This is a genomic window from Sphingobacterium corticis (assembly GCF_042684745.1).
GTDB lineage: Bacteria > Bacteroidota > Bacteroidia > Sphingobacteriales > Sphingobacteriaceae > Sphingobacterium > Sphingobacterium corticis.
Window position 1 is genome coordinate 16,992 of the sequence record NZ_JBHUMA010000009.1, and the last position, 24,662, is coordinate 41,653.

General features: G+C 40.5%; 31 protein-coding genes and 1 tRNA gene. 10 read left to right on the forward strand and 22 right to left on the reverse strand.

Annotated features, from left to right (window positions below; genetic code table 11):
• Positions 1–9 precede the first annotated feature (9 nt).
• From ACFSQ3_RS14710 to ACFSQ3_RS14760, 11 genes are all read right to left on the reverse strand, one after another.
• A complete protein-coding gene (locus ACFSQ3_RS14710) occupies positions 10–414 on the reverse strand; it encodes a hypothetical protein (protein WP_380870334.1) in 405 nt (134 codons plus the stop codon).
• Positions 415–443: 29 nt separating this feature from the next.
• Positions 444–797 (reverse strand): helix-turn-helix domain-containing protein, encoded by a 354-nt coding sequence (locus tag ACFSQ3_RS14715; RefSeq protein WP_380870335.1) that lies wholly within the window; start codon positions 795–797, stop codon positions 444–446.
• Positions 797–1,300: a MazG-like family protein gene (locus tag ACFSQ3_RS14720; RefSeq protein WP_380870336.1), complete on the reverse strand. Its 504-nt coding sequence runs from the start codon at positions 1,298–1,300 to the stop codon at positions 797–799. Before ACFSQ3_RS14720 ends, ACFSQ3_RS14715 begins: the two co-directional genes overlap by 1 nt.
• A gap of 22 nt (positions 1,301–1,322) precedes the next feature.
• Positions 1,323–1,697, reverse strand: coding sequence for a DUF3127 domain-containing protein (locus ACFSQ3_RS14725; RefSeq protein ID WP_380870337.1), 375 nt, complete (start codon positions 1,695–1,697; stop codon positions 1,323–1,325).
• A gap of 12 nt (positions 1,698–1,709) precedes the next feature.
• Positions 1,710–1,994, reverse strand: a complete 285-nt coding sequence (locus ACFSQ3_RS14730; RefSeq protein WP_380870338.1) for a hypothetical protein — start codon at positions 1,992–1,994, stop codon at positions 1,710–1,712.
• Between the two features lie 147 nt (positions 1,995–2,141).
• Entirely contained in the window at positions 2,142–2,717 is a 576-nt protein-coding gene (locus ACFSQ3_RS14735; RefSeq protein ID WP_380870339.1) for a 3'-5' exonuclease, read from the reverse strand.
• Positions 2,710–3,324: a hypothetical protein gene (locus ACFSQ3_RS14740; protein WP_380870340.1), complete on the reverse strand. Its 615-nt coding sequence runs from the start codon at positions 3,322–3,324 to the stop codon at positions 2,710–2,712. Before ACFSQ3_RS14740 ends, ACFSQ3_RS14735 begins: the two co-directional genes overlap by 8 nt.
• Positions 3,317–3,799 (reverse strand): hypothetical protein, encoded by a 483-nt coding sequence (locus tag ACFSQ3_RS14745; protein WP_380870341.1) that lies wholly within the window; start codon positions 3,797–3,799, stop codon positions 3,317–3,319. The genes ACFSQ3_RS14740 and ACFSQ3_RS14745 overlap by 8 nt, the downstream gene beginning before the upstream one ends.
• Before the next feature lie 190 nt (positions 3,800–3,989).
• A complete protein-coding gene (locus ACFSQ3_RS14750; RefSeq protein ID WP_380870342.1) occupies positions 3,990–4,775 on the reverse strand; it encodes an ERF family protein in 786 nt (261 codons plus the stop codon).
• Between the two features lie 20 nt (positions 4,776–4,795).
• Positions 4,796–4,984 (reverse strand): hypothetical protein, encoded by a 189-nt coding sequence (locus ACFSQ3_RS14755; RefSeq protein WP_380870343.1) that lies wholly within the window; start codon positions 4,982–4,984, stop codon positions 4,796–4,798.
• 86 nt (positions 4,985–5,070) lie between these two features.
• Positions 5,071–5,400: a hypothetical protein gene (locus tag ACFSQ3_RS14760; RefSeq protein WP_380870344.1), complete on the reverse strand. Its 330-nt coding sequence runs from the start codon at positions 5,398–5,400 to the stop codon at positions 5,071–5,073.
• Between the two features lie 465 nt (positions 5,401–5,865).
• On the opposite strand from ACFSQ3_RS14760, the gene ACFSQ3_RS14765 reads away from it, so the two are divergent.
• Genes ACFSQ3_RS14765 through ACFSQ3_RS14775 form a run of 3 tightly spaced genes read left to right on the forward strand, consistent with a single transcriptional unit; the run spans position 5,866 to position 7,424 of the window.
• On the forward strand, positions 5,866–6,681 hold the full coding sequence (locus ACFSQ3_RS14765; protein WP_380870345.1) for a S24 family peptidase: 816 nt from the start codon (positions 5,866–5,868) through the stop codon (positions 6,679–6,681).
• A gap of 6 nt (positions 6,682–6,687) precedes the next feature.
• A complete protein-coding gene (locus ACFSQ3_RS14770) occupies positions 6,688–7,053 on the forward strand; it encodes a hypothetical protein (RefSeq protein ID WP_380870346.1) in 366 nt (121 codons plus the stop codon).
• Positions 7,050–7,424, forward strand: a complete 375-nt coding sequence (locus ACFSQ3_RS14775) for a helix-turn-helix domain-containing protein (protein ID WP_380870347.1) — start codon at positions 7,050–7,052, stop codon at positions 7,422–7,424. Before ACFSQ3_RS14770 ends, ACFSQ3_RS14775 begins: the two co-directional genes overlap by 4 nt.
• Here the strand turns inward: ACFSQ3_RS14775 and ACFSQ3_RS14780 are convergent.
• Both ACFSQ3_RS14780 and ACFSQ3_RS14785 read right to left on the reverse strand, forming a co-directional pair.
• The gene (locus tag ACFSQ3_RS14780) at positions 7,421–8,698 is read right to left on the reverse strand and encodes a tyrosine-type recombinase/integrase (RefSeq protein WP_380870348.1); all 1,278 of its coding nucleotides are present in this window, start codon (positions 8,696–8,698) and stop codon (positions 7,421–7,423) included. The genes ACFSQ3_RS14775 and ACFSQ3_RS14780 overlap by 4 nt on opposite strands.
• Before the next feature lie 182 nt (positions 8,699–8,880).
• Positions 8,881–8,954 (reverse strand) — tRNA-Met (locus ACFSQ3_RS14785).
• 251 nt (positions 8,955–9,205) lie between these two features.
• Between ACFSQ3_RS14785 and ACFSQ3_RS14790 the strand changes: the two genes are divergently transcribed.
• The 4 genes from ACFSQ3_RS14790 to ACFSQ3_RS14805 all read left to right on the forward strand — a co-directional run bounded on the left by ACFSQ3_RS14790 (position 9,206) and on the right by ACFSQ3_RS14805 (position 14,021).
• A complete protein-coding gene (locus ACFSQ3_RS14790) occupies positions 9,206–9,583 on the forward strand; it encodes an START-like domain-containing protein (RefSeq protein ID WP_380870349.1) in 378 nt (125 codons plus the stop codon).
• 72 nt (positions 9,584–9,655) lie between these two features.
• A complete protein-coding gene (locus tag ACFSQ3_RS14795) occupies positions 9,656–11,167 on the forward strand; it encodes an LptF/LptG family permease (protein WP_380870350.1) in 1,512 nt (503 codons plus the stop codon).
• 104 nt (positions 11,168–11,271) lie between these two features.
• Positions 11,272–12,483: a bifunctional 3,4-dihydroxy-2-butanone-4-phosphate synthase/GTP cyclohydrolase II gene (locus tag ACFSQ3_RS14800; RefSeq protein ID WP_380870351.1), complete on the forward strand. Its 1,212-nt coding sequence runs from the start codon at positions 11,272–11,274 to the stop codon at positions 12,481–12,483.
• Between the two features lie 104 nt (positions 12,484–12,587).
• The gene (locus ACFSQ3_RS14805) at positions 12,588–14,021 is read left to right on the forward strand and encodes an NAD-dependent succinate-semialdehyde dehydrogenase (RefSeq protein WP_380870352.1); all 1,434 of its coding nucleotides are present in this window, start codon (positions 12,588–12,590) and stop codon (positions 14,019–14,021) included.
• 75 nt (positions 14,022–14,096) lie between these two features.
• Here ACFSQ3_RS14805 and ACFSQ3_RS14810 read toward each other — a convergent pair whose 3' ends face one another.
• From ACFSQ3_RS14810 to ACFSQ3_RS14835, 6 genes are all read right to left on the reverse strand, one after another.
• Positions 14,097–14,612 (reverse strand): hypothetical protein, encoded by a 516-nt coding sequence (locus tag ACFSQ3_RS14810; RefSeq protein WP_380870353.1) that lies wholly within the window; start codon positions 14,610–14,612, stop codon positions 14,097–14,099.
• Positions 14,609–15,166, reverse strand: a complete 558-nt coding sequence (locus tag ACFSQ3_RS14815) for a CopD family protein (protein ID WP_380870354.1) — start codon at positions 15,164–15,166, stop codon at positions 14,609–14,611. Before ACFSQ3_RS14815 ends, ACFSQ3_RS14810 begins: the two co-directional genes overlap by 4 nt.
• A gap of 108 nt (positions 15,167–15,274) precedes the next feature.
• Positions 15,275–16,312, reverse strand: coding sequence for a uroporphyrinogen decarboxylase (gene hemE, locus ACFSQ3_RS14820; RefSeq protein ID WP_380870355.1), 1,038 nt, complete (start codon positions 16,310–16,312; stop codon positions 15,275–15,277).
• Positions 16,313–16,828, reverse strand: coding sequence for a hypothetical protein (locus ACFSQ3_RS14825; protein ID WP_380870356.1), 516 nt, complete (start codon positions 16,826–16,828; stop codon positions 16,313–16,315).
• Between the two features lie 14 nt (positions 16,829–16,842).
• Positions 16,843–17,544 (reverse strand): response regulator transcription factor, encoded by a 702-nt coding sequence (locus ACFSQ3_RS14830; protein ID WP_380870357.1) that lies wholly within the window; start codon positions 17,542–17,544, stop codon positions 16,843–16,845.
• Positions 17,534–18,412, reverse strand: a complete 879-nt coding sequence (locus ACFSQ3_RS14835; RefSeq protein ID WP_380870358.1) for a sensor histidine kinase — start codon at positions 18,410–18,412, stop codon at positions 17,534–17,536. Before ACFSQ3_RS14835 ends, ACFSQ3_RS14830 begins: the two co-directional genes overlap by 11 nt.
• A gap of 123 nt (positions 18,413–18,535) precedes the next feature.
• Between ACFSQ3_RS14835 and ACFSQ3_RS14840 the strand changes: the two genes are divergently transcribed.
• Both ACFSQ3_RS14840 and ACFSQ3_RS14845 read left to right on the forward strand, forming a co-directional pair.
• Positions 18,536–19,237 carry a YjjG family noncanonical pyrimidine nucleotidase gene (locus tag ACFSQ3_RS14840; RefSeq protein ID WP_380870359.1) on the forward strand — a complete coding sequence of 234 codons (702 nt, stop codon included), beginning with the start codon at positions 18,536–18,538 and terminating at the stop codon, positions 19,235–19,237.
• Positions 19,238–19,352: 115 nt separating this feature from the next.
• Positions 19,353–19,511, forward strand: coding sequence for a hypothetical protein (locus tag ACFSQ3_RS14845; protein ID WP_380870360.1), 159 nt, complete (start codon positions 19,353–19,355; stop codon positions 19,509–19,511).
• A 288-nt stretch (positions 19,512–19,799) separates the two neighbouring features.
• Here the strand turns inward: ACFSQ3_RS14845 and ACFSQ3_RS14850 are convergent, their stop codons facing one another.
• The 3 genes from ACFSQ3_RS14850 to ACFSQ3_RS14860 all read right to left on the reverse strand — a co-directional run bounded on the left by ACFSQ3_RS14850 (position 19,800) and on the right by ACFSQ3_RS14860 (position 23,532).
• A complete protein-coding gene (locus ACFSQ3_RS14850) occupies positions 19,800–20,621 on the reverse strand; it encodes a 3-keto-disaccharide hydrolase (RefSeq protein ID WP_380870361.1) in 822 nt (273 codons plus the stop codon).
• A 56-nt stretch (positions 20,622–20,677) separates the two neighbouring features.
• Positions 20,678–23,164: a TonB-dependent receptor domain-containing protein gene (locus ACFSQ3_RS14855; protein WP_380870362.1), complete on the reverse strand. Its 2,487-nt coding sequence runs from the start codon at positions 23,162–23,164 to the stop codon at positions 20,678–20,680.
• An 86-nt stretch (positions 23,165–23,250) separates the two neighbouring features.
• Positions 23,251–23,532: an ATP-dependent Clp protease adaptor ClpS gene (locus tag ACFSQ3_RS14860; RefSeq protein ID WP_380870363.1), complete on the reverse strand. Its 282-nt coding sequence runs from the start codon at positions 23,530–23,532 to the stop codon at positions 23,251–23,253.
• A 74-nt stretch (positions 23,533–23,606) separates the two neighbouring features.
• Between ACFSQ3_RS14860 and ACFSQ3_RS14865 the strand changes: the two genes are divergently transcribed.
• Positions 23,607–24,653 carry a 3-oxoacyl-ACP synthase III family protein gene (locus ACFSQ3_RS14865; protein ID WP_380870364.1) on the forward strand — a complete coding sequence of 349 codons (1,047 nt, stop codon included), beginning with the start codon at positions 23,607–23,609 and terminating at the stop codon, positions 24,651–24,653.
• The last annotated feature ends 9 nt before the right edge of the window (positions 24,654–24,662 follow it).

Genomic DNA, 24,662 nt, shown 5'->3' on the forward strand with positions numbered 1-24,662 from the left:
TTCCCCTCCCTATTTCTGCTCTTGTAGCTCTGCTATTTGCTGCTTTATCATCTCGTTTTGCCCCTGCTCCAAGCCGTCCACAATCTTATCTACCAATTCCGCAGGTAAAAGGCTCAAAAATGAAACCGCACGATCCATAGCTGCTGACATATCGTACTCAAGTTCATCCGGATGCTTAAGGTTAAACTTCGCGGTCATTTCTCTTTTCATTACCTGAATGCCGCGGTATACTTGTGAGCTAAAATTCTTGATGGTTTGATTACCTAGGTTGACATCGAAAAGATTATTTCTCCAGCGGTTTTCTATCATCTGGATAACGATTCCCATAAACTGGACGTCACATAAAAGCGCATACTTGCGCTCGTCTGTAAGTGGTTGCCTAGCCTTTGGCTTAGGCACTGCATCTCTTATCATTATATCTGATTTAAAGTATCAAAATTCTATTAGCGCAAACCTTTCGGTTTCTTCACGTCGACCTTGTTATATGTCAATAGATCAGCTTTTTTGAAATACGGCCTCCCTCCTATCTTGATGTACGGAATCTTGCCAGATCGTTTCCAAACATGAATGGCGTTGCGCTTCACCCGGCAAAACTCAGCCGCTTCCTCAATGGTAAAAAGCTGATCCGGATCTTCCTCATTCAATCGCGGCGCTGTAGCATAACTATCCAGCTTTTTCACGACCTGATCAAATAACGATCGGACACCTTCTAACTCTTTCTTGGTATTAACCAACTCTTGGTAAATAACCCCCACGGCTTCCGGGAGGTTATTGTGTGTTACTTTAATATCGTCCATTACTGTTGTGGTTCCTTCGGTTTGCGTGGCGCTCTAGGCTTTTTTGGCGGGATATCGTCTTTGACAAATACACCATTTTCCATCTTACCCGTGCGTTTTGATATGACATCATAGGCCGATTGGGTACAATCCTCGAGTGTCAAGTTATTTTCTTGAGAAACGCGCGAAAGGCATTCTTGGGCGCGTATGATATCAATTCCGACATCCTTATTTTTCGAAACTTTACTGAATATTTCGACAATCCAATTGATGGCCATGAAAACCCGAGAGTTCGAAAGTGAGCCGTCAACTTTTCCGGATTCCGAAAGCTTTTTGAGAATGATGAGCGTTACATTGACATCTCCAATTGCGTCCTTAATCTCGGCATCGTTTTTATCCACGAGAGCGCATATTAGTTCCACTACTTCTTCGAAAGTCTTTTTAAGTTGTTTAAGTGGATCTGAATTTTCCAAAATCCCTCTATCACTTGCCCAGTCGACAATTTTTTTTTGTAATTCTTGCATGATATATTTTGATTTTTACTTTCTAAAACGGCAAATCATCGTCTTGATCTCCGAAACTATCCACTGGGGCGGGCATATCAAATGATCCTGCACTCGCTTGTTTCGATGCTTGTTGTGTCTGCAAAGGCGTGATTCTCCAAGCGACTAGCGTATTGAAGTACGTAGTCATTCCATCTTTGTTGGTCCAGGGTCTGCCTTTGATATTGAAAGAAACTTCAACATCCTGTCCAACTGTTAAGTTGTCGAAGATCGAAACCCTTTCTTGCATCGCCTGAAATGTCACATATTCGACGAACTGCGGATTTTCCGCATAAGCCACGATAAGATCGCGCTTTTTGAATGAGTCGGTAACTTGATTTATTGCGCCGATCTCGTGTACTGTACCTCGTATTTCCATTAATTATAAAATTTAATAACCCTTGATTTCTTCTTCTAAATCTTCATTCGGATCCGGTATGTAATGCATGAGATAACAAGATGCAATACGCTTTATATCCTCCACGAAGTCTAGGAACTTCTTATTGTTCAAATCTGCTGTACTAGGTATTCCTAGCAATGTTTTCCAAAACTTATGCACTAACTCTGCATGTGTAAATCGCTCTCGTTCCCAACCGGCATAAATCAGTGCTTCGGATGAATGTGGTACAACAACGCCCCAGTAATAATTATTAAGGAGCAGGCTTCTTTTCTCCATGATCTAGTTGTTTAATCAGATATGATAACTGTCGAACATTTGCCAATAGCGTTATCTTGTCAGCTGAATCACTCAACAGATTATCGGTCGCAAGCTTTTCGATTTTCAAAGCAAGATCCATTGCGACGGTGACCGTATTTTTTGAGTTTATGAAACTGGACATAGTTCGTAATAGCATTGACGCGTGATAGTCACATCATATAGTGCATCGTGCAATTTTTCGTGTGACAGTTTTATGTTGAGTTTCTCCGCTACTGTTGATAGTTTAAAGTCGACTAATTCCGCACGATTCGATAAGAAATGTTGCGACGCCAAAACGATAACATCCAGACTATTTGCCCAAAACCATGATCCGAAATAGTTGTCACCACATTGAGTAAAAAAAGCTCTCAAAAATGGATCGTCAAATCCACGGTTATTGAATCCGCATAAATGGAACTTGTCCGATTTATCGAATTTGCTAACGTATTTAGAAAGTATGCTGATCAAAGTCTTGTAACCTTGAACCATTCCCATCCCATAACTCTCAATTTGTTCGCGCGAAACACCAGCGATCCTCAAGGCTTTATCATCTATGACAGCTTTCGGATTTGGCTGCATTTTAATATCAAAGGATTCAACCGTTTTTCCATCGATATCAACGATACCCGACAATTGGTGTATTCCATTTTTCCAATACATGGTACCTGTTGTTTCAAGGTCGTAGAATAATATCTTAGCCATTCCCCCAAATTTTAGTGTCTGTAATCAGTTGGGAATGCTCTTTGCAAAACAAGTAGAACATTTCAACGTTGCTTATAAACTCTTCGTGATTAGCCTTTTTGTTTACGTAAGGCTCTAAGTACACGTTTTCAAAATCAGTGACTAGGTAGTCGAATCGTTTGATATCAGGATCGATTAGACCGAAAGCTTTGTGTTGCGAGTAATCTGTGTACTTACCCAGCTTGTAATTTGAAGTTGTTTTAAGGTCAGTAATTTTGAAAGGCTGCGTATAATCTGCGAAACCTCCAACTTTGAATACGCCATACGAAAAATCTACATCAGCATCAATCCAAACCTGCATACCCGTGTAATCATATAGCTTACTAACGATCTTATTGACTAATCCGGGATCAAATGAAAATCCATCGAAATCAAACGTCGGATTTCCTGAAAGCGTTAAGTTCACACATGACTCAAAAGCGACGCCTTTCTTTGCGCTATCATCTTGAGATGTTTTGACCTTATTAATTCGGTTAATAAATTCCTGAAAATCGTCAGGTTGAAAGCCGCTGCTTTGTAAGAAAAGAAAGCTATCAATTAATGTAGGTGTGATATAAAAGTTATGCATCTGCCTTTTGTTTTACGTACGTTAACACTAGATTGACACCTTGCTTTTTCAATGGCGCTTTAATAACTTCGCCAGTATCTTCATCGGTAAACTCTTTAGTAATAGCCTTCAAAAAGTTTTCCTTGCCTTTTACTAGAGCATCAATCTCTTTCTTTTGCTCAATCAGCATTTCGTACTCACTATCGCCACAACGGCTAAAATCATAGGTGGGCTTGCCAGCTCTGGTAGAAAGATTTATGAAATGCTTATTGTACCCATCCCTCAATTTTGTTTCGTCAATACGATCTTTTATGAAAGGCAATATAGTTTCAACGAACTTCTCCATCTTTTTAAAAGCAATGTATAGGTCAATCTCATCCACTTCACCGTGATCTAATAATTCGAAATAGTGAGTTGATACTAATCCGAAATCAGACTGCTTTATAGCTAGAGCTGACTCTACACCTGTGCATACTTTTTCTAAATCTTCATTCATGATTGTGTGTTACTTTTGATGTGTTCTAAAAATTTTTTGTACAACTCTGTATCAAAGTAGACCGTCGAATTAAATTCAGACATTCTACCTTGATATGCTTTGAAGCTAGTTCGCAACTTTCGAATTTTGGTTGAAGCGACATCAATTCCTAAATCGTCGCGGACTAGTTCGTTAAATAGCTGGCCACGCATTATGCAGTGGCTTTTTTGCTATCCACACTCTGCAAATCCTTTTTCTTGCAGGTAATAGCCTTCACAAATTCTGCATCCGAGTGAAGCGATTGATTCGTATCGAATACTTTGGTTACTTCTTCGGTCGTCGTGACGAACTCTAAACGCTTGATTGCAACAGCTTTCAAGAAGTCCGCATCTTCATGAAGCTTTTTGTTATTTCTCCAAATTGTGTTTAGCGCTGACAGACTTTCCGCACCCTCGACAACCTTTTTTAATCCGGGTGTGATAATACTTTTCGGTGTTTGATCTTGCTTGCTTTCAGTGCTGACGTCAATTTTAAGATCATCCGAATGCGTTTTGTCCGTATCGTCAATACCGCCAGTAGGTACCAAAAATGTATATAGCAACGCGTTTTTTAAGGCGTAGGTAGTTGCCTTGCCAGCAGATTTATCTTGCGAATCGATTCCGTGACCATAACCAACAATTTCCATGCTTTCGCCTGATTCGTGCATAAGCAAGTACCGAGTGTTTACTTGAGTGAAAACTGATTGCTTTGATTTGACACCTGATTTTTGACCGTTGTAGTATGTGTCTTCTTGCCATCTCTCAACTTTTGCATCAGCATTTACCTCAATAGGCAGCATAACTAAACCGTGCTTCTGCATTGCCTTGCCAATTACAAGCTTGACATCTTTATCACTAACGCCGTTGTAGGCGTTTTGACCAGAGCCTACAACCATTTTTTTATCAATATTTTCCACCTCGCCCATTACGGCGATAATCGCTTTTACTAAATTTTTCATCTGCTTTGTGTTAAATGGTTTTACTTCGATAGAATCAAGTTCACTTGATCTATCAGGCTTTTTTGTTGGCGCTCAACGAAAGAATATGTTTCGCATTGCTGTCTAATGTAGGATTGCCATTCGTTAAATGACTGATCAGAACATGACCTATCCCAATCGAGCGGATATAGCGACTTCGATACACCCGGTGCAACTTTTCTTTTACTCATTTGTGTGTGTTACTTTAAGTATTGTAAAGGTAATAAATAATACAATATATAATACTTTTATATTATATAATTTTAATAATCAATGATTATATTCCTACTAGTTCTAAATCGTGCTTTTGTAGAAGAATTTCTTTCGATGCTTCAAGCGCTTCCTTATATGCTGCATCATAATCAAAATTATCATCCCCTGGGTACACCTTAGATTCTTTGAAATCTGGATATTCCCATCCTGAAACTCTTTCTAAGACCTGATATTGATAACTAATCTCTACTTTAATCAAATCTTGATCTTTGAAATCGCCATCTAAGTAATTTTCCGAATTAATGAAGTAAGCGACTATTCCCGAAGTATCGCTATCAGCATCAATGAAAACAAAATCTTGGTTTACACCATTGATAATAGTTAAATCTTTCATACCTTTGAGTTGTGTTAAAACCACCTTATAGATCGCATTCTTTTAGGTGTGTTACTTTAAAAATTAGCTCTGCACCTGCAGGGCTTTTTATTTACAATCAAAGATACAACTAAATACAATTAAATACAACTATTTAATAAAAAATATTTTACTCTTCCTTCTGCCCTAGCTGATCCTCCAAGCGTAAACATGCTCATTCTCGATCTTAGTCCGAAATCTAATTAATTTATTTTCTTTTCGAATAGCACATATTCTACCACGCAAATATTGCGCACGTGCTTCTGGAAGCACTAAACACTGCGTATTTAACTCAAGTGATAATAATAATTCTTTGACACCCTGTTGTAAACTCTTGTTTATAATAGTCATAAGTTATATATTAGTATTATATATGTATTACAGTTGTTATATATAGGTTGTACAAACATAGTACTAATAACAACTAATTACAACTATTTAAGGAGGATGTTTAAAAATTTACGTGCCGCAATCAGGGAAAAGTATACTGAGGATCAATTCGCGGCTGAAGCGTTAGGAATGGATAAGGGTAATTTCAGTAACTTTCTAAAAAAGACACCTGAGCAAATCCAAAAGCTTCGTGGAGGAACTATCAAGAAGTTTGAAGAAGCATTCCCAGAATATAATATTGATTGGCTATTTGATCGATCGCCTATAAAGTACAAATCGGATATTGAAGATTTTCCATATAAAGACCTTCCAAAATCACTAAAATCATCAAACACGAAGTCCATCGGCTTTTTGTCTGACGACGAATTGCAGATGTTTGATGAGGAAGGAAACACAAAATTTTACGAAATATCACAAGGAGTTTATCGGATGAAGGTGCCTTTGATTCCCGAAACCGCTAAAGCTGGATATCTTTCAGGGTTTGCGGATGCTGAATATCTGGAGGACCAAGAATACATTGTTACAACTGTTAGCAAGTTTCACAAGGGGAGCTACCGCGCGTTCAGGGTTGTAGGCGATAGCATGGACGTCGATAAGCGCACAACATTCGTACATGGAGATATTATTATTGGTCGTGAGATCCGAAAAGATCTATGGAAGTCTAGATTCCATACACACAAATACCCTTTCTACGCATTTGTCACGATTAATGACGGGATAATCTTTAAGGAGCTAATCAATCACGATGTCGATAACGGGGTAGTAAAACTCCACTCCTTAAATGAAGACCGTAGCACATATCCTGATTTTGATATTAATCTAGCGGATGTGGCATACATATACAATATCGTTAAAAGAGAAGTAGAAATATAAATGGAAGTGAAAAACGAGCTAAACATCTCCGAAGATGTGATCCTACACCTCAAGCAAAAGGAAGTGTTTAAAACCGATGATATACATTTTTCATCAGGCAGCAAAAGGAGGCCTTCAAAGTATAAATTAATATTGGCCAATGTTCTCTTTGCAATGAAAGATGATATCACGAATGCTGTAGATGGATATATGAATATCAACGTACAGGATGACGACAAGGTTTGGATAGAATACGTTAGTGAATTGATCACACTGTACATTGACGAGTCTATTATTGGAGGATACAAATTTGAATACACGAACGAGCACCTTTTTAAAGTGTCCGAAAACCTGTATTTTAAAAATTTAAAGTTTAAGTTTGCTTCTTTATGAGTGACAAACCATACATAATTGATTATAAAGGTGAGGGAGCGAGACTTTTAAAGTTTCGCAAAAAGATAGGTTTAAGCCAAGATAAACTTGCAAAGGAAATCGCATCACATCAACCCTTTATAGCAAAAGTAGAGAAAGGAGAAACCACGTTTCCGACTCATTATTTGAAGTATTTGAGAGATAAATATAATCTGGACCTAAACTGGTATTTTACTGGCAAAGGAACAATGATATCGGAGCAAGACGAAAAATCAACACTTATATCAGATCTAAATACCATCAAAAAAGACTACGATGATCTTTGGAATCAATTCGACGAAATGAGAAAAACGATGCACAAGTTGGTTCGCGATTTTTACGACAAAGGTTAGATCCCCAGTTTATCCATCCAATCAGCAAGCAATCTGGATTTCTCCTCGTTTGTCGCTTTTATGTAGCGCAAGAACATCTCTTCTTTTTTATGGCCTGTAGCAGACATTATCAGTAAAGTCGGAACACCCAGTTTAAACATATTGGTAGCGTACGATCGCCGACCAGTATGACTAGTAATCTTTGAACTCCACATTATTTTTTCGCCTAAATCGTTTATTTCGTAGACTCGATCTAAACCAACAGATTTAAGCGCACAAACCTTCTTAATGGTCCTGTTAAAATGTTGGTTTGTGCATGGTGGAGGAAAAACACCTCCATACTTTGCCAAAACAGATTTCATTTCCTTCATGATTGGTATGGAAACCCTGTTTTCGGTTTTCTCCTGCTTAATTCTAATAAATCCATCATCAATATCTGTTATCTCTAACTTAGAGAAATCACTAAATCGAAGTGCGGAGTAGCACGCAATTAAAAACAAATCGCGCACATGATCCCATTCATCGGGAATATCAGCATCCTTTATTTTCTTTATTTCCTCTAGAGTGAGGGCAATACCTGTCGAATCGTATTTCGGAGCAATGAAGCGTTTGTTTTTAAACTCTGAATTTGTGTGCACACCCTCATCCAAAGCTTCATGCATAAACGCTTTAATATCTCTGACCCTTGTAGAGAATGTGCTAATCTTCCGTTTTTTTTCATTCAACAAATAGTCGCGATACGAATTATAGAATTTAACATCAATTTCATCAAACGTAAAGGAGTTTTTCTTTTTGAATTTAGCAAACTCTCGCAAAGATGTAATCGTGGTACCGGGGTTTCGTAGGCTGTTTGGTTTATAATTCATACCCTGACGATTCCCGTTCACGATAGACCTTTTACCTTGCTTACGCTCGGATTGAACATACTCACAGTATGAAATAAAATCGCCAGCTACGAAGTCTGTCACTGTAGGCTCTTCAATTTTCGAAGCCTTAAATTCTTCCGAAAGCCTAGACTTCAGTTCGTTGTTATCGAAAATTTTTTCATTCACAACTAATGAAACAGCGTATAGCTTCATCTCCTCAAAAAGGCGGTTGTAATTTTCGTGATAGGCGCACTTCTTGTTTATAGGCTTTTTATTACCTGACCAATAGTTCTCGTTGTAATAAGAATTGTTTATTCGAAAACCAGTATAAAAAATTAATCTTGATTTTCCTCCATAGGAATAATAAAGATATAGCTGGCCATCCGGCTCCGTGCTCTTCCTTTTCAAATAAATTTTAGGCTTCGACATAACTGTTTTGACAACTGCTCACAAAACTGCTCACACTTTTTTTGATATACGAAGATATAAATAAATACTAATAAATTTAGCGCGAACAATCAAAAGAAAACCCCTAGCTATATGCTAAGGGTTTTTTGACTAATTACGATAGATTTAAATATCTATAAAGATTCGGCAATATGTAGCCTGTGTAGCGGGGAGCAGGATCGAACTGCCGACCTCAGGGTTATGAATCCTGCGCTCTAACCATCTGAGCTACCCCGCCGTTTTCGTGTTGCAAATATAGCAATTAGGAATTATTTTCAAAGCAAAAAACTTAAAATTCCGACACCTCATATAGCACGGATTCCCTTATACCCATCTAGCCAACCACTTATTCCATTTAATTTGCATAACACATATTTTGTTTAACAGATTTATTGTGTATTATTACGGACACGGACATAACCATGCCTTCGATCCCTTACCTGACCGATAACCGTCCGTGATGTGTAAATAATAATTCATGCAAGCAGAATGGCAGAAAAAACAAAATTAAACTTAGAGTATGTAGTCAACTCTTCACCTAGAATATTGTATCCATATCTTTTCGAACCGAATGAGTTGGCACAATGGTTTGCTGATGACGTGAATTATGCTGATGGCATTTATGAATTCGTTTGGGATAACGAATCTTTCAAAGCTAAACTGATCCATTCCAAAGAAAATAAATGCGTCAAATTTAAGTGGTTGGAAGACGATCCTTATTTTTTCGAGATCGAGATTGTCCAAGATGAGTTGACGAACGACGTCGCTTTGAGCATCACCGATTACGTAAAAGATGAAAATCTAGAAGAACGTCGGATGATTTGGAACAATTCCATTAGCTACCTACAAAGTGTTATCGGCGCTTAAAAATCCGTACCTTTGTCTTTACTTTTCAGAAGTTTTGTAGTCTATTTTAGAACTATTTGAGCTCGCGTAAGGATGAAGAAAATACACTTATTGATATTACAGGCATTTATAAGGCCATTTCTCGTTACTTTCAGTATCGTGATGTTCGTCTTATTGATGCTTTTTTTATTTAAGTACATTGATGATCTGATCGGCAAAGGATTAGAATGGTATACCATTTTGGAACTTTTGGGGTATCAATGTGTCGTTCAGCTGACCATGGCGTTGCCTTTGTCCATGCTATTATCTTCAATTATGACGTTCGGGAATTTGGGCGAAAGTTATGAATTGGTAGCAATTAAAGCAGCGGGTGTATCGCTAAGAAACGCGATGACGCCGCTGTTCGTATTAGTTGCAATATTCGCCGGAGGTGCCTTTATTTTTTCCGATTACACCCTACCTGTCGTGAACTTAAAAATGGGAACGATGCTTTTGGATATCCGTAATCAGAAGGCAGATTTCCTAATCAAACCCGGCGTATTCAACAACAGTATTCCAGGATACTCCATCCGAGCAAAAAGCAAAAGCGAAGACGGAACGATTTTGTACGATTTAGTAATCTATAACCATACATCCACCAGTAAAGCAACCAATGTACTGATAGCAAAAGAAGGTTATATGCACAATTCGGAGGATAACGAATACATGGTTTTGCAACTGCGTGATGGTGTACAATATGAAGATTCCCGCGTAAAAAACGCGAATAGATATGATGAACGGCAGCAGTTTACACGATTTCGATTTAAAGAATCTACGCAAAAATTCAGCATGGAATCTTTCGGAGCGCAAAAAACAGATGCCAGCTTATTCAAATCGCATCATCAGATGCTAAATTTGAAACAATTGAAGCATTACTCGGATTCGAATCATATTCAACTAGATAGCATTGGACATGTCATCGCAGAAGATAGCAAACGCCATATCAATTACTTTACAAGCTACTACAATCAAAAACGCGATTCATTAAAAAATACATTGGTAGCATCCGGCGATTATGCGCTACCAGATTTTTCGCTGCATACAAATTCGAACAGCGAAAAACGAAGCGTGCTTACTAATGCTATGAATCAGGCCAACTACGTAAAAGATGTCGCAACTAACCGCAGCCAAGAATACAAGTTGTACACAGAAAAGGATATTCGTTACGATATCGAATGGCACCGAAAATTTACCTTAGCAGCATCCTGTTTGCTTTTGTTTGGCATCGGCGCACCTTTGGGCGCAATTATTCGAAAAGGGGGATTGGGTCTTCCCGTAGTAATGGCCATTGTTTTTTTCCTTATTTATCACGTGATTTTCACCATTGCGGAGAAAGCGGCGCGCGATGGTAGTATGCAGCCATTTTTTGGGATGTGGATGGCGATTATAGTGCTGACACCGTTGGCCATTTTCTTGACCTATAAATCTACCAGCGATTCAGCTTTATTCGATGTGGATCAATACAAGATCAAGGCACAAAAATTGGCGAAAGTGGTGAAAGAAAAGTGGGAGAAATACAACAAAAAGAAGAAAGCTACGCCGCCAAATCACAGTCCATCTGTCTAAAGATTATGACAGCAACTTTATAGAATATCCTTGAATTACTGCTAACTTTGTATGTGTAGTGGTTGCCCGTATAATGCGATACGGTAATTGCGCACTCGAACAACATGAAAGTACAATTAAACACGATAGAGGAAGCCATTGCCGACATTCAGGCAGGCAAAGTAATCATTGTAGTAGACGACGAAGATCGAGAAAATGAAGGCGATTTCGTCACAGCAGCTCGAAATGCTACTCCCGAAATCATCAATTTCATGGCTACGCATGGTCGCGGATTAATCTGCGCGCCATTAACCGAAGAGCGCTGCAAGGAATTGGACCTTCAATTAATGGTCAATAACAACACAGCGGTTTACGAAACGAATTTCACTGTTTCTGTAGATTTGCAAGGATATGGCTGTACTACCGGGATTTCCTCTTCCGATCGTTCAAAAACGATATTGGCGCTTATTAATCCGAATATAAAAAACGAAGAATTAGGTCGTCCGGGGCATATTTTCCCATTGATCGCTAAAGATGGCGGCGTACTTCGCAGAACCGGACACACGGAAGCGGCGGTAGATTTGGCGCGTTTAGCCGGATTTGAGCCTGCGGGTGTTTTGGTTGAAGTATTAAAGGACGATGGTGAGATGGCGCGTTTGCCGGATTTACTGGAAGTCGCGAAGCGATTCGATCTTAAAATTATCAGTATTGAAGATTTGATTGAATATCGTCTTAAACATGATTCCCTAATCGAAGAAGTGGTTAAAGTACAAATGCCAACAACTTGGGGAAACTTCCATTTGCAGGCATTTCGTCAGAAAAATACCGGAGAAGAACATATTGCTTTAATTAAAGGAGAATGGGAACCTGACGAGCCTATTTTGGTACGCGTCCACTCTTCATGTATTACGGGCGACATTTTTGGATCTTGCCGTTGCGATTGTGGACCTCAACTGCACAAATCCATGGAGTTGATTGAGCAGGAAGGCAAAGGTGTAATCGTGTATATGAATCAAGAGGGCCGAGGGATTGGTTTGATCAATAAATTGCATGCTTATAAATTGCAAGAGCAAGGTATTGATACAGTGGACGCGAACGTGCAGTTGGGTTTCAAACCAGATCTTCGCGATTACGGCATTGGCGCTCAAATCTTACGCTTCTTAGGTGTAACGAAAATGCGCTTATTGTCCAATAATCCTACGAAACGCGCCGGACTTACTGGATATGGGTTGGAAGTTGTCGATAATGTAGCAATAGAAATTGAGCCAAATGTACACAACGAATATTATTTAAGAACCAAGCGAGATCGCATGGGTCACAGTTTAAAAAATATCTAAAACAAAAAGGACGCTAGCGTCCTTTTTTAGTTATACAAGGTTTCGCTTACCTGATGAAAATATAATTTTCTAGCGTTTCGCGTACCTGAGAAAAGAAACACCACATGAAGAACAACGAATTACTGATTGAAAAAGCATACCTAAACGGAGAATTTGTAGATAGCTACAAAACGTTTGATGTCATCAATCCAGCTACTGGAGAAACCATCGGAAAAGTGCCTGATCTACCCATGGATAAGGTTGAGCAAGCAATCGCAGATGCGGAAGCTGTTTGGCCAGCGTGGAGGAAAACGTTAGTTGGTGAACGCAGTAAACTGCTGTATAAACTATATGAACTAACTTTAGCGAATCGCGAAAAGTTAGCCGAAATCATGACGTTGGAAAGTGGAAAACCTTTGCAAGAATCGTTGGGAGAAGTTGACTATTCAGCATCATTCCTTATTTGGTTTGCTGAAGAAGCAAAACGCAGTTACGGCGATACGATTCCGTCTTTACAAAACAACAATCGCTTAATGACGATCAAGCAGAGCGTCGGTGTTGTTGCAGCGATTACGCCCTGGAATTTTCCGTTGGCGATGTTGACTAGGAAGGTTGCTCCGGCATTAGCTGCAGGCTGCCCAATCGTGTTGAAACCTGCGGAAGAAACGCCGTTAACAGCAATTGCCTTCGCTAAACTTTCACAGGAAGCAGGCATTCCGGCTGGCGTATTCCAAGTACTAACATCCACCGATGCAAAAGGCGTTGGAAAGTTGTTTGCAACGAGCGAACGTGTTCGTAAAATTACGTTTACCGGATCAACCGCTGTTGGCCGTTCGTTGATGGAACAAGCTGCCAGCACCATAAAACGTGCTTCGATGGAATTAGGCGGAAATGCACCATTTTTGGTATTCGATGATGCCGATATCGAAAAAGCGGTGCAGGGCGCCGTGACGGCGAAATTTAGAAATGCCGGACAGGTTTGTGTGTCGGTGAATCGATTTTACATTCAGGATAGTGTGTACGATCAATTTGCGGAAGCGCTAGCTAAAGCTGTTGAGCAATTGAAGGTCGGCAATGGCATGGACGAAAGAGTAAAGGTTGGCCCGTTGATCAATAAAAAAGGATTAGAAAAAGTGCAAGCGCATGTAGACGATGCTGTAAAACGTGGCGCAGAAGTTCGCGTTGGCGGAAAAGCTTTGGAAGGCACTTTCTTTCAACCTACGGTGTTGACATCCATGCCAAATGACAGTTTAATCGCCAAAGAAGAAACGTTTGGGCCGGTTTGTGCGTTATTTCGTTTCTCTTCGGAGGAAGAAGGCATTCGATTGGCTAACGATACGCCATTCGGATTAGCTGCCTATTTTTATAGCGAGAATGTTCGTCGCTGTCAGCGCGTCAGCGAACAGCTTGAATCAGGTATGGTTGGCGTGAATACCGGCATGATATCCGATGCATCCGCTCCATTTGGCGGCGTAAATCAATCGGGAGTCGGACGCGAAGGATCGCATCACGGGCTGGATGAGTTTCTAGAAATAAAGTATATCGCCTACGGCGAATAATATAAAAATAGAGCAGGCTACCGAATCGGTTGCCTGCTCTGTTTTTATATGCTTATTCCGATAAACCTATTTGGTTTACCAAATATGATAACGAAGCCCAGCCATCACGAAATGTGGTCGATCATCTTTAAAGTTTACTTCCGTTTTCGCTTTGTATCCCACGTAAACCGATAGCGCAACATCGGGCACGTAATAGCTAATTCCTGCTTGCGCGTTAAGCGTAGTTCGCTGATGGAAATCTTCTATACGCGCATCGTTCGCATCGTAACTTAAAATGCGATCCCATTCGCTGGAAGCGCCCGCTCCTGCAAATACGTTCCAGTTATTAGCCGTTCGATCCAGAAAATTAAAAATATAATCTGCGCCCACAGCTACGAAATCTTTCTGACCGTGCACCAAAGCTTGTACACCATGATGTAGGGCAAAATCATATTTCCCTTGAATACCAAAAGTACCTCTACCCCGTTCGCCAAATTCCGGCGCTTGCAGATTCATATCTCCATAGAAACCAAATCCCCAATCATGCTCCTGCGCATACGACTGATTCAAACCTAAAACGACCAATACAAGCAATACAATTTTTTTCATCATTTTTCTTTTTCTTCTAAAGCTTTACGCATACGATATCTTTTGTACACTTTAATTCCGATCATGAGTAATACGGCCAAGCCGACTAATCCGCCAACGCCGAACATCCAATGCAGAGTTGATTTCAACACCACCAAGAACACAATAGCGAACAAGATCAGGGTCGAAACCTCATTCCACAACCGCAGCTGCGCCGAACTCCACGTTAACTTCTCATTGGATAAAGCAAACATCATATGCTGACATTTGAAATGATACAATGCCAAAGCACCGACAAAGGCCAATTTCACCTGCATCCATCCCATTTGTAGGAAACCCGGATTCAGCCACAACATTACCAAAGCCGACGAAATTACCAAATACATCGCCGGCGTAGTGATTACCCACCAAAGCCGCCGTTCCATGACTTGGAATTGCTTATGCAATACCTGATAAACTTCGGGCGATTCGGCCTTTGCTTCCGTATGATAAATAAATAACCGCGGCATATAGAACAATCCCGCCATCCAACAGACCACAAAAATGATATGAATCGATTTCGCGTAAAGATATATCATGCTCGTATTTCAAAGTGCAACGTGGGGTGCCTGTGTACACATTCTGTCCATCACAAGCACCCCACGTTTAGATAACAATTATTTTAGAAAGTCGTTTGTTGGCTTTCGTTAATATTTAAATTCTTTGACCACCTCAATGGCATATTTCACGTTATCAAACGGAATATCCGGCATAATACCGTGGCCAAGATTAAAAATAAATCCATCAACACCGCGCATACGCTCAAACAATTCGATAATTTTCTTGCGAATTACTGGTTTGTCTGCATACAGCACAAATGGATCTAAGTTTCCTTGTACAGCAATATTTGCCGGCAACGATTGTTTGATATTCAACAAATCCGCATTCCAATCTACCGAGATAACATTCGGCTCCGCTTCTGCCATAATTGGCGCAAACACCGAACTTCCTTTACAGAAAGAAATGATTGGCACATCCTGACGGTTCAATTTAGAGATGATGTATTTGTTGTATTTATGTGAAAACTCTTGATAATCGTTCCACGAAAGCGCTAATGCCCAACTGTCGAAAAGTTGCAACGCATCTACACCTGCTTCGATTTGCATGTTCAAGTAATCCACCGTTACATCCGCTATTTTTTGCAAAATCGCGTGCGCTAACTCAGGTTGATTATTCAACATCAACTTCGTTAATTTAAAATCTTTCGACGAAGCACCTTCTACCAAATAACTTAAAATCGTGAAGGGTGCACCAGCAAAACCGATTAACGGAATACGGCGATCCAAACGTTGTTGAATCACACGAATCGCATCCGCGACATACTGCAAACGATCCAAACAATCTACTGAAAGGCGTTCCATATCTGCTACCGAGCGAACAGGATTTGCAAAGCGAGGACCAACGCCTTGCTCAAACGATAAATCGCCGCCCATTGCTTCTGCCGTCACTAAAATGTCTGAGAATAAAATCGCACCATCAATACCTAAAAGATCGACTGGCAACATAGTTACATCCGCCGCAATTTCCGGCGTTTTGCACATTTCTAGAAAGGAATATTTGTTTTTAATCTCCCAATATTCTTTCATGAATCGTCCAGCTTGACGCATCATCCATACAGGTGGACGTTCAGTTTGCTGCGACCATGCAGCGCGGAGTAGCAAATCGTTTTGTAAGGTGTTTTTCACTTATGTATATTTATTGACTTCGTTTCTAATTTTTTCTACAATGCTTTTCTGACGCGCAGTCAGCTTCAACTTTTCGGCAACGTCTAAATAAGCCACCACTCGATCGTAGGTCTTATTGCGCAAACCGATGTTGGCTAAATTGATCAACACCATTGCTTTCTCATTATCCTTGCGCCAAGGCAACCTAGAAGCTAGCTGAAAATGGTATTCTGCATCTTCGATACGATCTTCCTTCAAAGCGATGTTTCCCATCATGAATTCATAGAAATTTCTACGTCTCTTGCGAAGGCGATCTGGATTGGATATTTCGGCAAGCAAAACTTTCGTTTTCTCATAATCTTGCTTATGAAAGGCTTGTGTTGCTAAATACACCGTTCCTTCGCGCAAGTGGCTCCATAACAAATAAGCCAAACCGCCGGCTAGATACACAATGATGTTATATTGTTGCACCGAAATAGCGTACACAATCATCAGCAATAAAATTCCCGCAGCTATTAATCTCCCTCTTGTATTCATTCAGATTTTTGCTCTTACTGATCCATGAATTTATAACCTACACCACGAATGGAGTGGAAATAGGTTGGTCTTTTTTGGTCAGGCTCAAAATATTTACGGAAAGTAAGGATAAAGTTATCGATCGTTCTAGTCGATGGATAAACATCGTAGTTCCAAACTGTTTCTAGAATTTGCTCGCGCGATACGGCTTCATTTCTGCGCTCAATCAGCAGTTTTAACAACATCGTTTCCTTTTTAGTCAAGGACGTTACCGTGCCATCTGCATGGTGCAATTCGTAGGAATTGAAATAAATCGTCTTATCACCGATTACGTAAGAATTCAATTCTTTCAAATCATCGCCTTTCATACCGCGACGAATTAAAATACCAACACGCAGGATCAATTCTTCTAGGTTAAATGGTTTCACCAAGTAATCATCCGCGCCTTTTTTCAATCCCGTGATACGATCTTCGCTGCTATTTTTTGCCGTTAAGAACATAATTGGCACTTCTGTATTTTGCAGACGAATAGTTTCAGCTACTTGAAAACCATCGATTTCCGGAATCATAACATCCAGAATAATCAGGTTGAAGCGCTCTTCTTTAAATATTTTCAAGGCTTTTTTACCGTCGGTCGCTGTCGTGACGCGGTAGCCTTCCAATTCTAAATTCAATTTGATGGCTTCCAACAAATGCTCTTCGTCTTCTACCAATAAGATACGTTGCTTAGCTTGCATAATTCCCAAATATTACTTCAAAAACACTTCCATTTGGCGTATTGTCTTTCACACGAATACTGGCCTCGTGCTTTTGCAATACGGTCTTCACTATATATAAACCTAATCCTGTTCCTTTAGTTTTGCGCGTTGCTTCATTACCAACTCGATAAAACTTATTGAAGATTAGTTTCTTTTCGGCTTCCGATATCCCTTCCCCGAAATCGGCAACTTCAAAAATAATCTTGTCGTCTTGCTTCTTCAACAATACATTGATATGTCCGCAAGGCGGAGAATATTTAATCGCATTTTCAATCAGATTACTGACCACATTTGTGATGGCAAACTTATCAGCATAAATCATCACGCCCGGCTCGATTTGTCCTACGATAGCTTGTTGTGATTTACATGCATTTTTTTGCAAACGATCGACCACATTATTCACCAATTCGGTCAATTCGAAATCCTCCTTCGGAAAACTGAAAGAACGGTTTTCCAACTTCGTTGCCAACAACACATTTTCCACCAGATAATCCAAGCGCTCGATATCTTTCAAGGAGTTTCCTAAAAACATTTGCTGCTGCTCTCGATCCAAATCACGTTTTAAGATCGTTTGCAAATACAGCTTCACGGACGCCAAAGGCGATTTGAGTTCGTGCGTTACAGAAAGCAAAAAATTTGTTTGCTGTTGATGATAATTACGTTCGTGCTCCAAATGCTTTTTCAAACGAATGACGGCCATGATGAAAATAGCTAAGAAAATCATTCCTTCACCGATGATCATCCCTTTCCGCTCCGGAACATATTTAATGAAAATATATCCCCAGCTGATTAGCTGACACAAGGCATAAAAAGCAAGTAGGTATAACCAAAAAAGAGCTCTCTTCATTTTAAATCTTCAACGGTACAAAAATAGCTAAATATGCGGTCATTAGAAATGCCACGGCGCTTTATGACAGAAAGAACAGATAGGCAAATACCTTGATTCGTTCGCTAAAGCTATATTTGCAATATGTTTACCAACAAGAAAGATCTTTTTTTCGATTTAGACCACACGATTTGGGATTTTGAGAAGAACGCGAACGAAACGTTGCAGGAACTTTATTTAAAATATAAGTTTGATGAATTGAGCGGCGATCCGACTTCACACGCATTTATTCGCACGTACACAACCAATAATCATCGACTTTGGGGCATGTACCATCACCATCAAATCGACAAACCAACGTTGCGCCGACTACGTTTCGAAGACACGTTTACTGAACTCGGAATTGATCCACAGCTTTTCCCATGGGATTTTGAAGAAGAATACTTAGCGGTTTGTCCTACGAAAACAAATTTATTCCCGAATGCACATGAAACGCTGACATATCTGAAAGATAAATACACGTTGCACCTCATTTCCAACGGTTTTCAGGATGCTTGCGAACGTAAACTTTCCGGCAGTCAGCTCAGCGCGTATTTCGAAACCATCACTATTTCAGAAGTTATCGGGATAAACAAACCGGATATCCGGATTTTTGAACACGCTTTGCAAGGCGGAAAAGCCAAAAAAGATGCTTCTTTGATGATCGGCGATAATTTGGATGCGGACGTTCGCGGTGCGCAAAACTTCGGCATGGAAGCCATTTACTTTAATCCGCTTCAAGCAGAAGTTCCTTCGGATATTCCGCACGCAATTCATGATTTGAAAGAGCTGCAAACATTGTTGTAAAGAAAGGTTGGTTCTTTAAGGTTATAAGCTTTTATAAATGGAAGATTTGCATTTTGGCGACTCTGAGGAATGAGTGATCGGATCTATTTCAAACTTTTCTTGATAAAAGTTTGGCATGCCCGGCTTTATAGCAATCTTATTAGTAATGTTGGAAGATCACGTTGTCGTACCTCCGCGTGATGACGAGACTGGTTTAGAAAAACTGTATAAAGTTCGTCCTTGCGAATCCGAGGAACGAGTGATGAAGCAATCCCACAACTCAAAGTTTTTATAAAGTTACATTTTAGCAACAACCTTCCACCTTCGTATAATGCCGCCTCAGCGGATTGGCAATTGCACAAAGATGCACGAACGTTGTGCCAATACGGTCAGCGGCGAGTTTTTGCAAACTTTTTTCGGAAAAAAGTTTGAGCCTGCCCGGCTCGAGGGCAATCCAATTAACATAATTGAAAGATCACGTTGTCGTACCTCCGCGTGATTACGAGATTGGTAGGCGATAAAAACGAGAAAGGATCTTTGCTAAGCAAAGATCCTTTCTCGTTTTTATCTTAAGCAAAAGTGCTTACAATGGTTTAATAGTGATGTTTTTCATCCAAACTTTATCGCCGTGATCTTGGAAACCAACAACGCCAGATTTAGATTTTCCACCTACATTATTCAACAAGTGAAATGCTAAAGGCCATTTTTCTTGACTGAATTTACTTGCTTGCAACATCTGCGTCCATTCTGGAGTCCACAATTCGTACTCAACTACCTTTTCATCGTTTTGGTAATGCGTAACTTTCCCCTTATTCACTACGATTTTAGCACGATTCCATTGCTCGAAAGGAAAACCATTTTGAGGTTTAGCAGGAATCATATCGTACAAAGAACCAGATTTTCTATTGCCATCGACACCCATTTTTGCATCTGGGTGGTTTACGTTATCCAACAATTGGTATTCTGGAGATGAGATGTAGATCGGTTGACCTTTTACCTCTTTTGCCAAGAAAAAAGCACCGGAGTTACCCGCTTTTGCTACTTTCCATTCAAATTCAAACTCAAAGTTTTTCAAATCTGAAGCGAAGATCAAATCACCACCTTCCGGGTTTTGAACACCTGCTGGTTGTGGATTGAAATGTAACGTCCCATTATCGATTACCCATTTACTAGGCACATGATCTTTGGCGTATCCGCGCCATCCTTCTAGAGATGAACCATCAAAAATTACATATGCACCATTCGAATTTTTCTTAAAATTCTTGATGTTTACCATCGGTAAATCAAGGATTTCGTGCTCCGGTACATTTTCGTTGTTTGTCATACTTTTTTTAGATGAGCATGCCGAATGCGACATCATCATAACTACGGCTCCCAATACACCGAAAATCTTGCTCTTGTTCATAGATTGTTTAAATTTTATTTAAAGTAAGGAAAGCATTCCGAAAACCGAAATTAATCTTAGAATTCTCCGCCGCCCATTTCGCCCATCGGCGCTTCTCCACGATTTTCATCGCGTTTGAAAAGGTCTTGAATACCAAAACGATAGGTAAATGTCAACGTAATCATTCGGCGATTCCAGCGATTCCCCATCTCAATAGTACGATCTGGTAAATAGCTTTCCATTTCGAAGAAACGAGAGTTGAATACATCGCGCACATTCAACAAGACGCTACCACGATTTTTTAATACATCCTTTTTGATTGCCATATCGACGCCCCACATCGAGTTCATATATCCCTGCGGACGATCTCTTCCGCTACGATAATCGCCACGCGCTTGCAATGACAACGTTGGCATAAACTTCACATTCGTCGTCAAGTTTCCATCCCAGTTGATGGTGTTCACTCTATTCAATCCCGCACCATCAATCGTCGGCGAAATACGGTTGTTGAAAAGGTTCGCATTTGCTGTAATGTCCCACCATGGCGCGACGTCTACCTTCGAGATCAATTCTAAACCTAAATCATTTGATTGACCAACATTTTCCCACCTGAAGTAGGAAGCATTTTGAAACTCTTGAGGTAAATCTACCGAAGATGGATCCAGTTGCAACGGATTGATCATATCATTTGTCCGGCGGTAGAAAAGCGTACTGACGAAGTTCCATTTGTCAAAAGATTTGGAATAACCCATTTCCGCAGCATGAATATCTTCCGGACGTAAATTCGGATTACCTTGACGAAGGTTTTGCTCATCGGCAGCACTGATAAATGGATTTACCTGCCAACCCTGTGGGCGACGTACGCGTCGTGAATAACTTAATTGAATCTTATCGCCTTGATTTCCGACCTCATACGTTAAATAAGCACTTGGAAACAAACGTAGAAAATCAAACCCACCATCGGTTGCACGCTCATCGACTGGCGTGGTTGGATCCAAATCATAGTACGTAGAATTGAGATTCATTTGCTCAGCACGTAGACCAAGCTGCGCACCTAATTTAGAGGTCAGCATACGCTGATAATTCGCATACAAAGCGTGCACTTCGTTCTTCAAATCAAAACGGTTACTTAAAAAGTAATCCGGCATCAAGTTATTAACGCCATCGCGATTAACAAACGACAATTGTGAATCTTCAGAAGATCGGATAATAGAACGATATCCCGTTTCGAATTTATGATTCTCCCCTAATGGCAACACGTAATCAATTTGCGCATTCCAATTACGGCCCATTTCCGTGGTTTGGTTTTGACGTAGGATATCCGGCCGCGAACCTTGGAAAATCTCGTTAAAATCATTGATCCCATCCTCAGTACTGTATCCATAAGATAGATTAGCAGTAATCTCCTCCCCTTCTTGACGTAATTTACGACGGAAATCAAATTGTAGATCGAGTCCCAAATCATCCTCGTATTGTTGTGAAACGCGACTTCCACTTGTTCCATTTTCTGGGAAATTAAGATAGGTATAAGCCAGTTCTTGTCGACGATCATTATCGCGCAAACTCAGGTTTCCTGCCAAACTCAATGTCGTTTTCTCGGTCATAAAATAATCCGTACCCAGACGAAGCGTGTGATTTAAACCTGTACGTCGAGATTCGTTATCAGCAAAAATACCGCGTTCCAGACTATCGCCTACAGCGCGAATTGTATTTCTATTGTAACCGTCACTGCGCGAAACTCTTCTATTGAAATTGTAATTACCGAAGTGATTAAATTTATTATCACGGTAGTTCAACGTTACGCCAGCCATTGCATTCCCGAATGATCCACCGGAAACGTTTGCCGAGCCGTTAAAACCAATGCGTGCGTTCTTTTTTAATACGATATTAATAACGCCAGATTGTCCTTCCGCATCATATTTTGACGAAGGATTAGTCATAATCTCCACTTTGTCAATCACTTCCGCTGGAAGCGTTTGCAAAAGCGCACCAATATCAGAACCAGCCATCGCGGATTCCTTACCATCAATTAAAATACGTACAGCAGAAGATCCACGCAAACTCACTGTTCCTTCCTGATCCACTTGCAATGTTGGCACGTTCGCCAGTAATTCGCTAGCCGTTCCGCCGGCGCTCACCAAGGATTGAGAAACATCGAAAATCTTACGATCGATACCAATCTGCATGCTCGGCGTTTTACCTTGCACGGTAACTTCCGAAATCACTTTGCTTTCCGTGTGCAAGAAAATGGTATCCATTTGCAACTGCTGTCCAGCCGGAAAACGAACATTATCCTGCGTGTAATCGTTATATCCTACATTCGAAACGCGAATGGTATACGTAGAAGGATCAATATTTTGTATAGAAAACTTTCCATCGTCAGCAGCTTGCGTTCCGCGCAAATAACTTTGGGTAGCTTGAGTCAACAACTGCACACTAGCACCATTTACCGGCGATTTGGTTTCAGCATCGACCACAACGCCACGCACTTGGGCTTTTTGTTGAGCTTGTAAAAAGAAAGGTAGAAGGAATAAGCTTACGCTAAATATTCTGTTAAAAGACATGCTGGATAAATTTCGTAAAGCAAAAGTGGTGATTTGCTAACGAAACTTAACACACGTAACCGTATTATTACCTTGTGTTATTTAGGTTATTCGACGCTTACCGACAGTCCTTCGGATTTTAGAATCTTACGGTAGATTTCCATTTCGGTATAGGAACCTTCTAAAATAGCACATTTACCTTCATTGTGTACTTTCCATGCAATACGCGAAGCTTCGCCTTCAGAATATTGCAAATGATGCATCATACAATGGATAACATGATCGAAAGTATTGAAGTCGTCGTTCCATAAAATGAGGCGATGTCCATCTTTCGCTGCTGCTAGGATTTCCTCTAGGGTGAAGGTTTCTGTTGCCGTCTCGGTAGCCATGACAGCAAAAATAACCTAATTTTTAGAAAATTGGCTACTTTTGTATGAAATTCAATGGCAAGAAAAAGCACAGTATGTTTCAATCAAAGATAGCAGGCATAGGCCACTACGTTCCGAAAAACGTTTATAAAAATGAGGATTTGCTGAAGTTTATGGATACTAGCGATGCTTGGATACAAGAGCGCACGGGTATTCAAGAGCGACGCTATGCGGATCGCGTGGGTGAAACAACGACCAGTATGGGCGTAGAAGCTAGTAAAATTGCGTTGGAACGCGCAGGCATCACCGCTGCGGATGTGGACTTTATCATCTTTGCTACGCTTTCTCCAGATTACTATTTTCCGGGCTGTGGCGTTTTGCTACAACGCGAAATGGGCATGGGAGAAATTGGCGCGTTGGATATTCGCAACCAATGTTCGGGTTTTGTTTACGCGCTATCCGTGGCTGATCAGTTTATCAAAACTGGGATGTACAAAAACATTTTGGTGGTCGGTTCGGAGAAGCAATCTTTTGCGATGGATTTCTCCACGCGCGGACGTAATGTTTCTGTAATTTTTGGCGACGGCGCTGGAGCCGTAGTTTTGCAACCTACCGAGGAAGCAGGAAAAGGCATTCTAAGCACGCACTTGCATTCGGACGGCGCGGATGCCGAGAAATTAGCAATGTATTATCCTGGCGCTGCGGCAGGTTTTGGATTGGAAAACACACCGAAATGGCCAGAACAGGAGTTAGGTGGGATGTTAATGACTGCGGAAATGTTGGAAGATGGTTCTGCTTTCCCATATATGGATGGACAAGCGGTTTTCAAAAAAGCGGTGGTTAAGTTCCCCGAAGTGATCGGCGAAGCGCTTAGAAAGAATAATCTGCAAACTACAGATATTGACTTGCTAATACCTCATCAGGCTAACCTGCGCATCTCCCAATTTGTACAGAAGACGCTCGGTTTGCCTGATGAAAAAGTATTTAGCAACATCCAACGTTACGGCAATACAACAGCAGCCTCCATCCCAATTGCGCTTTCAGAAGCGTGGCAGGAAGGTCGTATCAAAGATGGTAATCTCGTATGTTTTGCTGCGTTCGGTGCCGGATTTACTTGGGGATCGGCACTTATCCGTTGGTAGTTTTTCTTG

What these genes read in the sequence shown, in the direction of transcription:
- ACFSQ3_RS14815 (WP_380870354.1), bottom strand. Translation starts at nt 15,166, where the DNA reads ATGATATATCTTTACGCGAAATCGATTCATATCATTTTTGTGGTCTGT.
- ACFSQ3_RS14805 (WP_380870352.1), top strand. Translation starts at nt 12,588, where the DNA reads ATGAAGAACAACGAATTACTGATTGAAAAAGCATACCTAAACGGAGAA.
- ACFSQ3_RS14835 (WP_380870358.1), bottom strand. Translation starts at nt 18,412, where the DNA reads ATGAAGAGAGCTCTTTTTTGGTTATACCTACTTGCTTTTTATGCCTTG.
- ACFSQ3_RS14795 (WP_380870350.1), top strand. Translation starts at nt 9,656, where the DNA reads ATGAAGAAAATACACTTATTGATATTACAGGCATTTATAAGGCCATTT.
- ACFSQ3_RS14760 (WP_380870344.1), bottom strand. Translation starts at nt 5,400, where the DNA reads ATGAAAGATTTAACTATTATCAATGGTGTAAACCAAGATTTTGTTTTC.
- ACFSQ3_RS14845 (WP_380870360.1), top strand. Translation starts at nt 19,353, where the DNA reads ATGCCCGGCTTTATAGCAATCTTATTAGTAATGTTGGAAGATCACGTT.
- ACFSQ3_RS14780 (WP_380870348.1), bottom strand. Translation starts at nt 8,698, where the DNA reads ATGTCGAAGCCTAAAATTTATTTGAAAAGGAAGAGCACGGAGCCGGAT.
- ACFSQ3_RS14850 (WP_380870361.1), bottom strand. Translation starts at nt 20,621, where the DNA reads ATGAACAAGAGCAAGATTTTCGGTGTATTGGGAGCCGTAGTTATGATG.
- ACFSQ3_RS14860 (WP_380870363.1), bottom strand. Translation starts at nt 23,532, where the DNA reads ATGGCTACCGAGACGGCAACAGAAACCTTCACCCTAGAGGAAATCCTA.
- ACFSQ3_RS14765 (WP_380870345.1), top strand. Translation starts at nt 5,866, where the DNA reads ATGTTTAAAAATTTACGTGCCGCAATCAGGGAAAAGTATACTGAGGAT.
- ACFSQ3_RS14810 (WP_380870353.1), bottom strand. Translation starts at nt 14,612, where the DNA reads ATGATGAAAAAAATTGTATTGCTTGTATTGGTCGTTTTAGGTTTGAAT.
- ACFSQ3_RS14710 (WP_380870334.1), bottom strand. Translation starts at nt 414, where the DNA reads ATGATAAGAGATGCAGTGCCTAAGCCAAAGGCTAGGCAACCACTTACA.
- ACFSQ3_RS14750 (WP_380870342.1), bottom strand. Translation starts at nt 4,775, where the DNA reads ATGAAAAATTTAGTAAAAGCGATTATCGCCGTAATGGGCGAGGTGGAA.
- ACFSQ3_RS14755 (WP_380870343.1), bottom strand. Translation starts at nt 4,984, where the DNA reads ATGAGTAAAAGAAAAGTTGCACCGGGTGTATCGAAGTCGCTATATCCG.
- ACFSQ3_RS14855 (WP_380870362.1), bottom strand. Translation starts at nt 23,164, where the DNA reads ATGTCTTTTAACAGAATATTTAGCGTAAGCTTATTCCTTCTACCTTTC.
- ACFSQ3_RS14725 (WP_380870337.1), bottom strand. Translation starts at nt 1,697, where the DNA reads ATGGAAATACGAGGTACAGTACACGAGATCGGCGCAATAAATCAAGTT.
- ACFSQ3_RS14825 (WP_380870356.1), bottom strand. Translation starts at nt 16,828, where the DNA reads ATGAATACAAGAGGGAGATTAATAGCTGCGGGAATTTTATTGCTGATG.
- ACFSQ3_RS14840 (WP_380870359.1), top strand. Translation starts at nt 18,536, where the DNA reads ATGTTTACCAACAAGAAAGATCTTTTTTTCGATTTAGACCACACGATT.
- ACFSQ3_RS14790 (WP_380870349.1), top strand. Translation starts at nt 9,206, where the DNA reads ATGGCAGAAAAAACAAAATTAAACTTAGAGTATGTAGTCAACTCTTCA.
- ACFSQ3_RS14720 (WP_380870336.1), bottom strand. Translation starts at nt 1,300, where the DNA reads ATGCAAGAATTACAAAAAAAAATTGTCGACTGGGCAAGTGATAGAGGG.
- ACFSQ3_RS14740 (WP_380870340.1), bottom strand. Translation starts at nt 3,324, where the DNA reads ATGCATAACTTTTATATCACACCTACATTAATTGATAGCTTTCTTTTC.
- ACFSQ3_RS14735 (WP_380870339.1), bottom strand. Translation starts at nt 2,717, where the DNA reads ATGGCTAAGATATTATTCTACGACCTTGAAACAACAGGTACCATGTAT.
- ACFSQ3_RS14730 (WP_380870338.1), bottom strand. Translation starts at nt 1,994, where the DNA reads ATGGAGAAAAGAAGCCTGCTCCTTAATAATTATTACTGGGGCGTTGTT.
- ACFSQ3_RS14715 (WP_380870335.1), bottom strand. Translation starts at nt 797, where the DNA reads ATGGACGATATTAAAGTAACACACAATAACCTCCCGGAAGCCGTGGGG.
- ACFSQ3_RS14745 (WP_380870341.1), bottom strand. Translation starts at nt 3,799, where the DNA reads ATGAATGAAGATTTAGAAAAAGTATGCACAGGTGTAGAGTCAGCTCTA.
- ACFSQ3_RS14800 (WP_380870351.1), top strand. Translation starts at nt 11,272, where the DNA reads ATGAAAGTACAATTAAACACGATAGAGGAAGCCATTGCCGACATTCAG.
- ACFSQ3_RS14775 (WP_380870347.1), top strand. Translation starts at nt 7,050, where the DNA reads ATGAGTGACAAACCATACATAATTGATTATAAAGGTGAGGGAGCGAGA.
- ACFSQ3_RS14830 (WP_380870357.1), bottom strand. Translation starts at nt 17,544, where the DNA reads ATGCAAGCTAAGCAACGTATCTTATTGGTAGAAGACGAAGAGCATTTG.
- ACFSQ3_RS14865 (WP_380870364.1), top strand. Translation starts at nt 23,607, where the DNA reads ATGTTTCAATCAAAGATAGCAGGCATAGGCCACTACGTTCCGAAAAAC.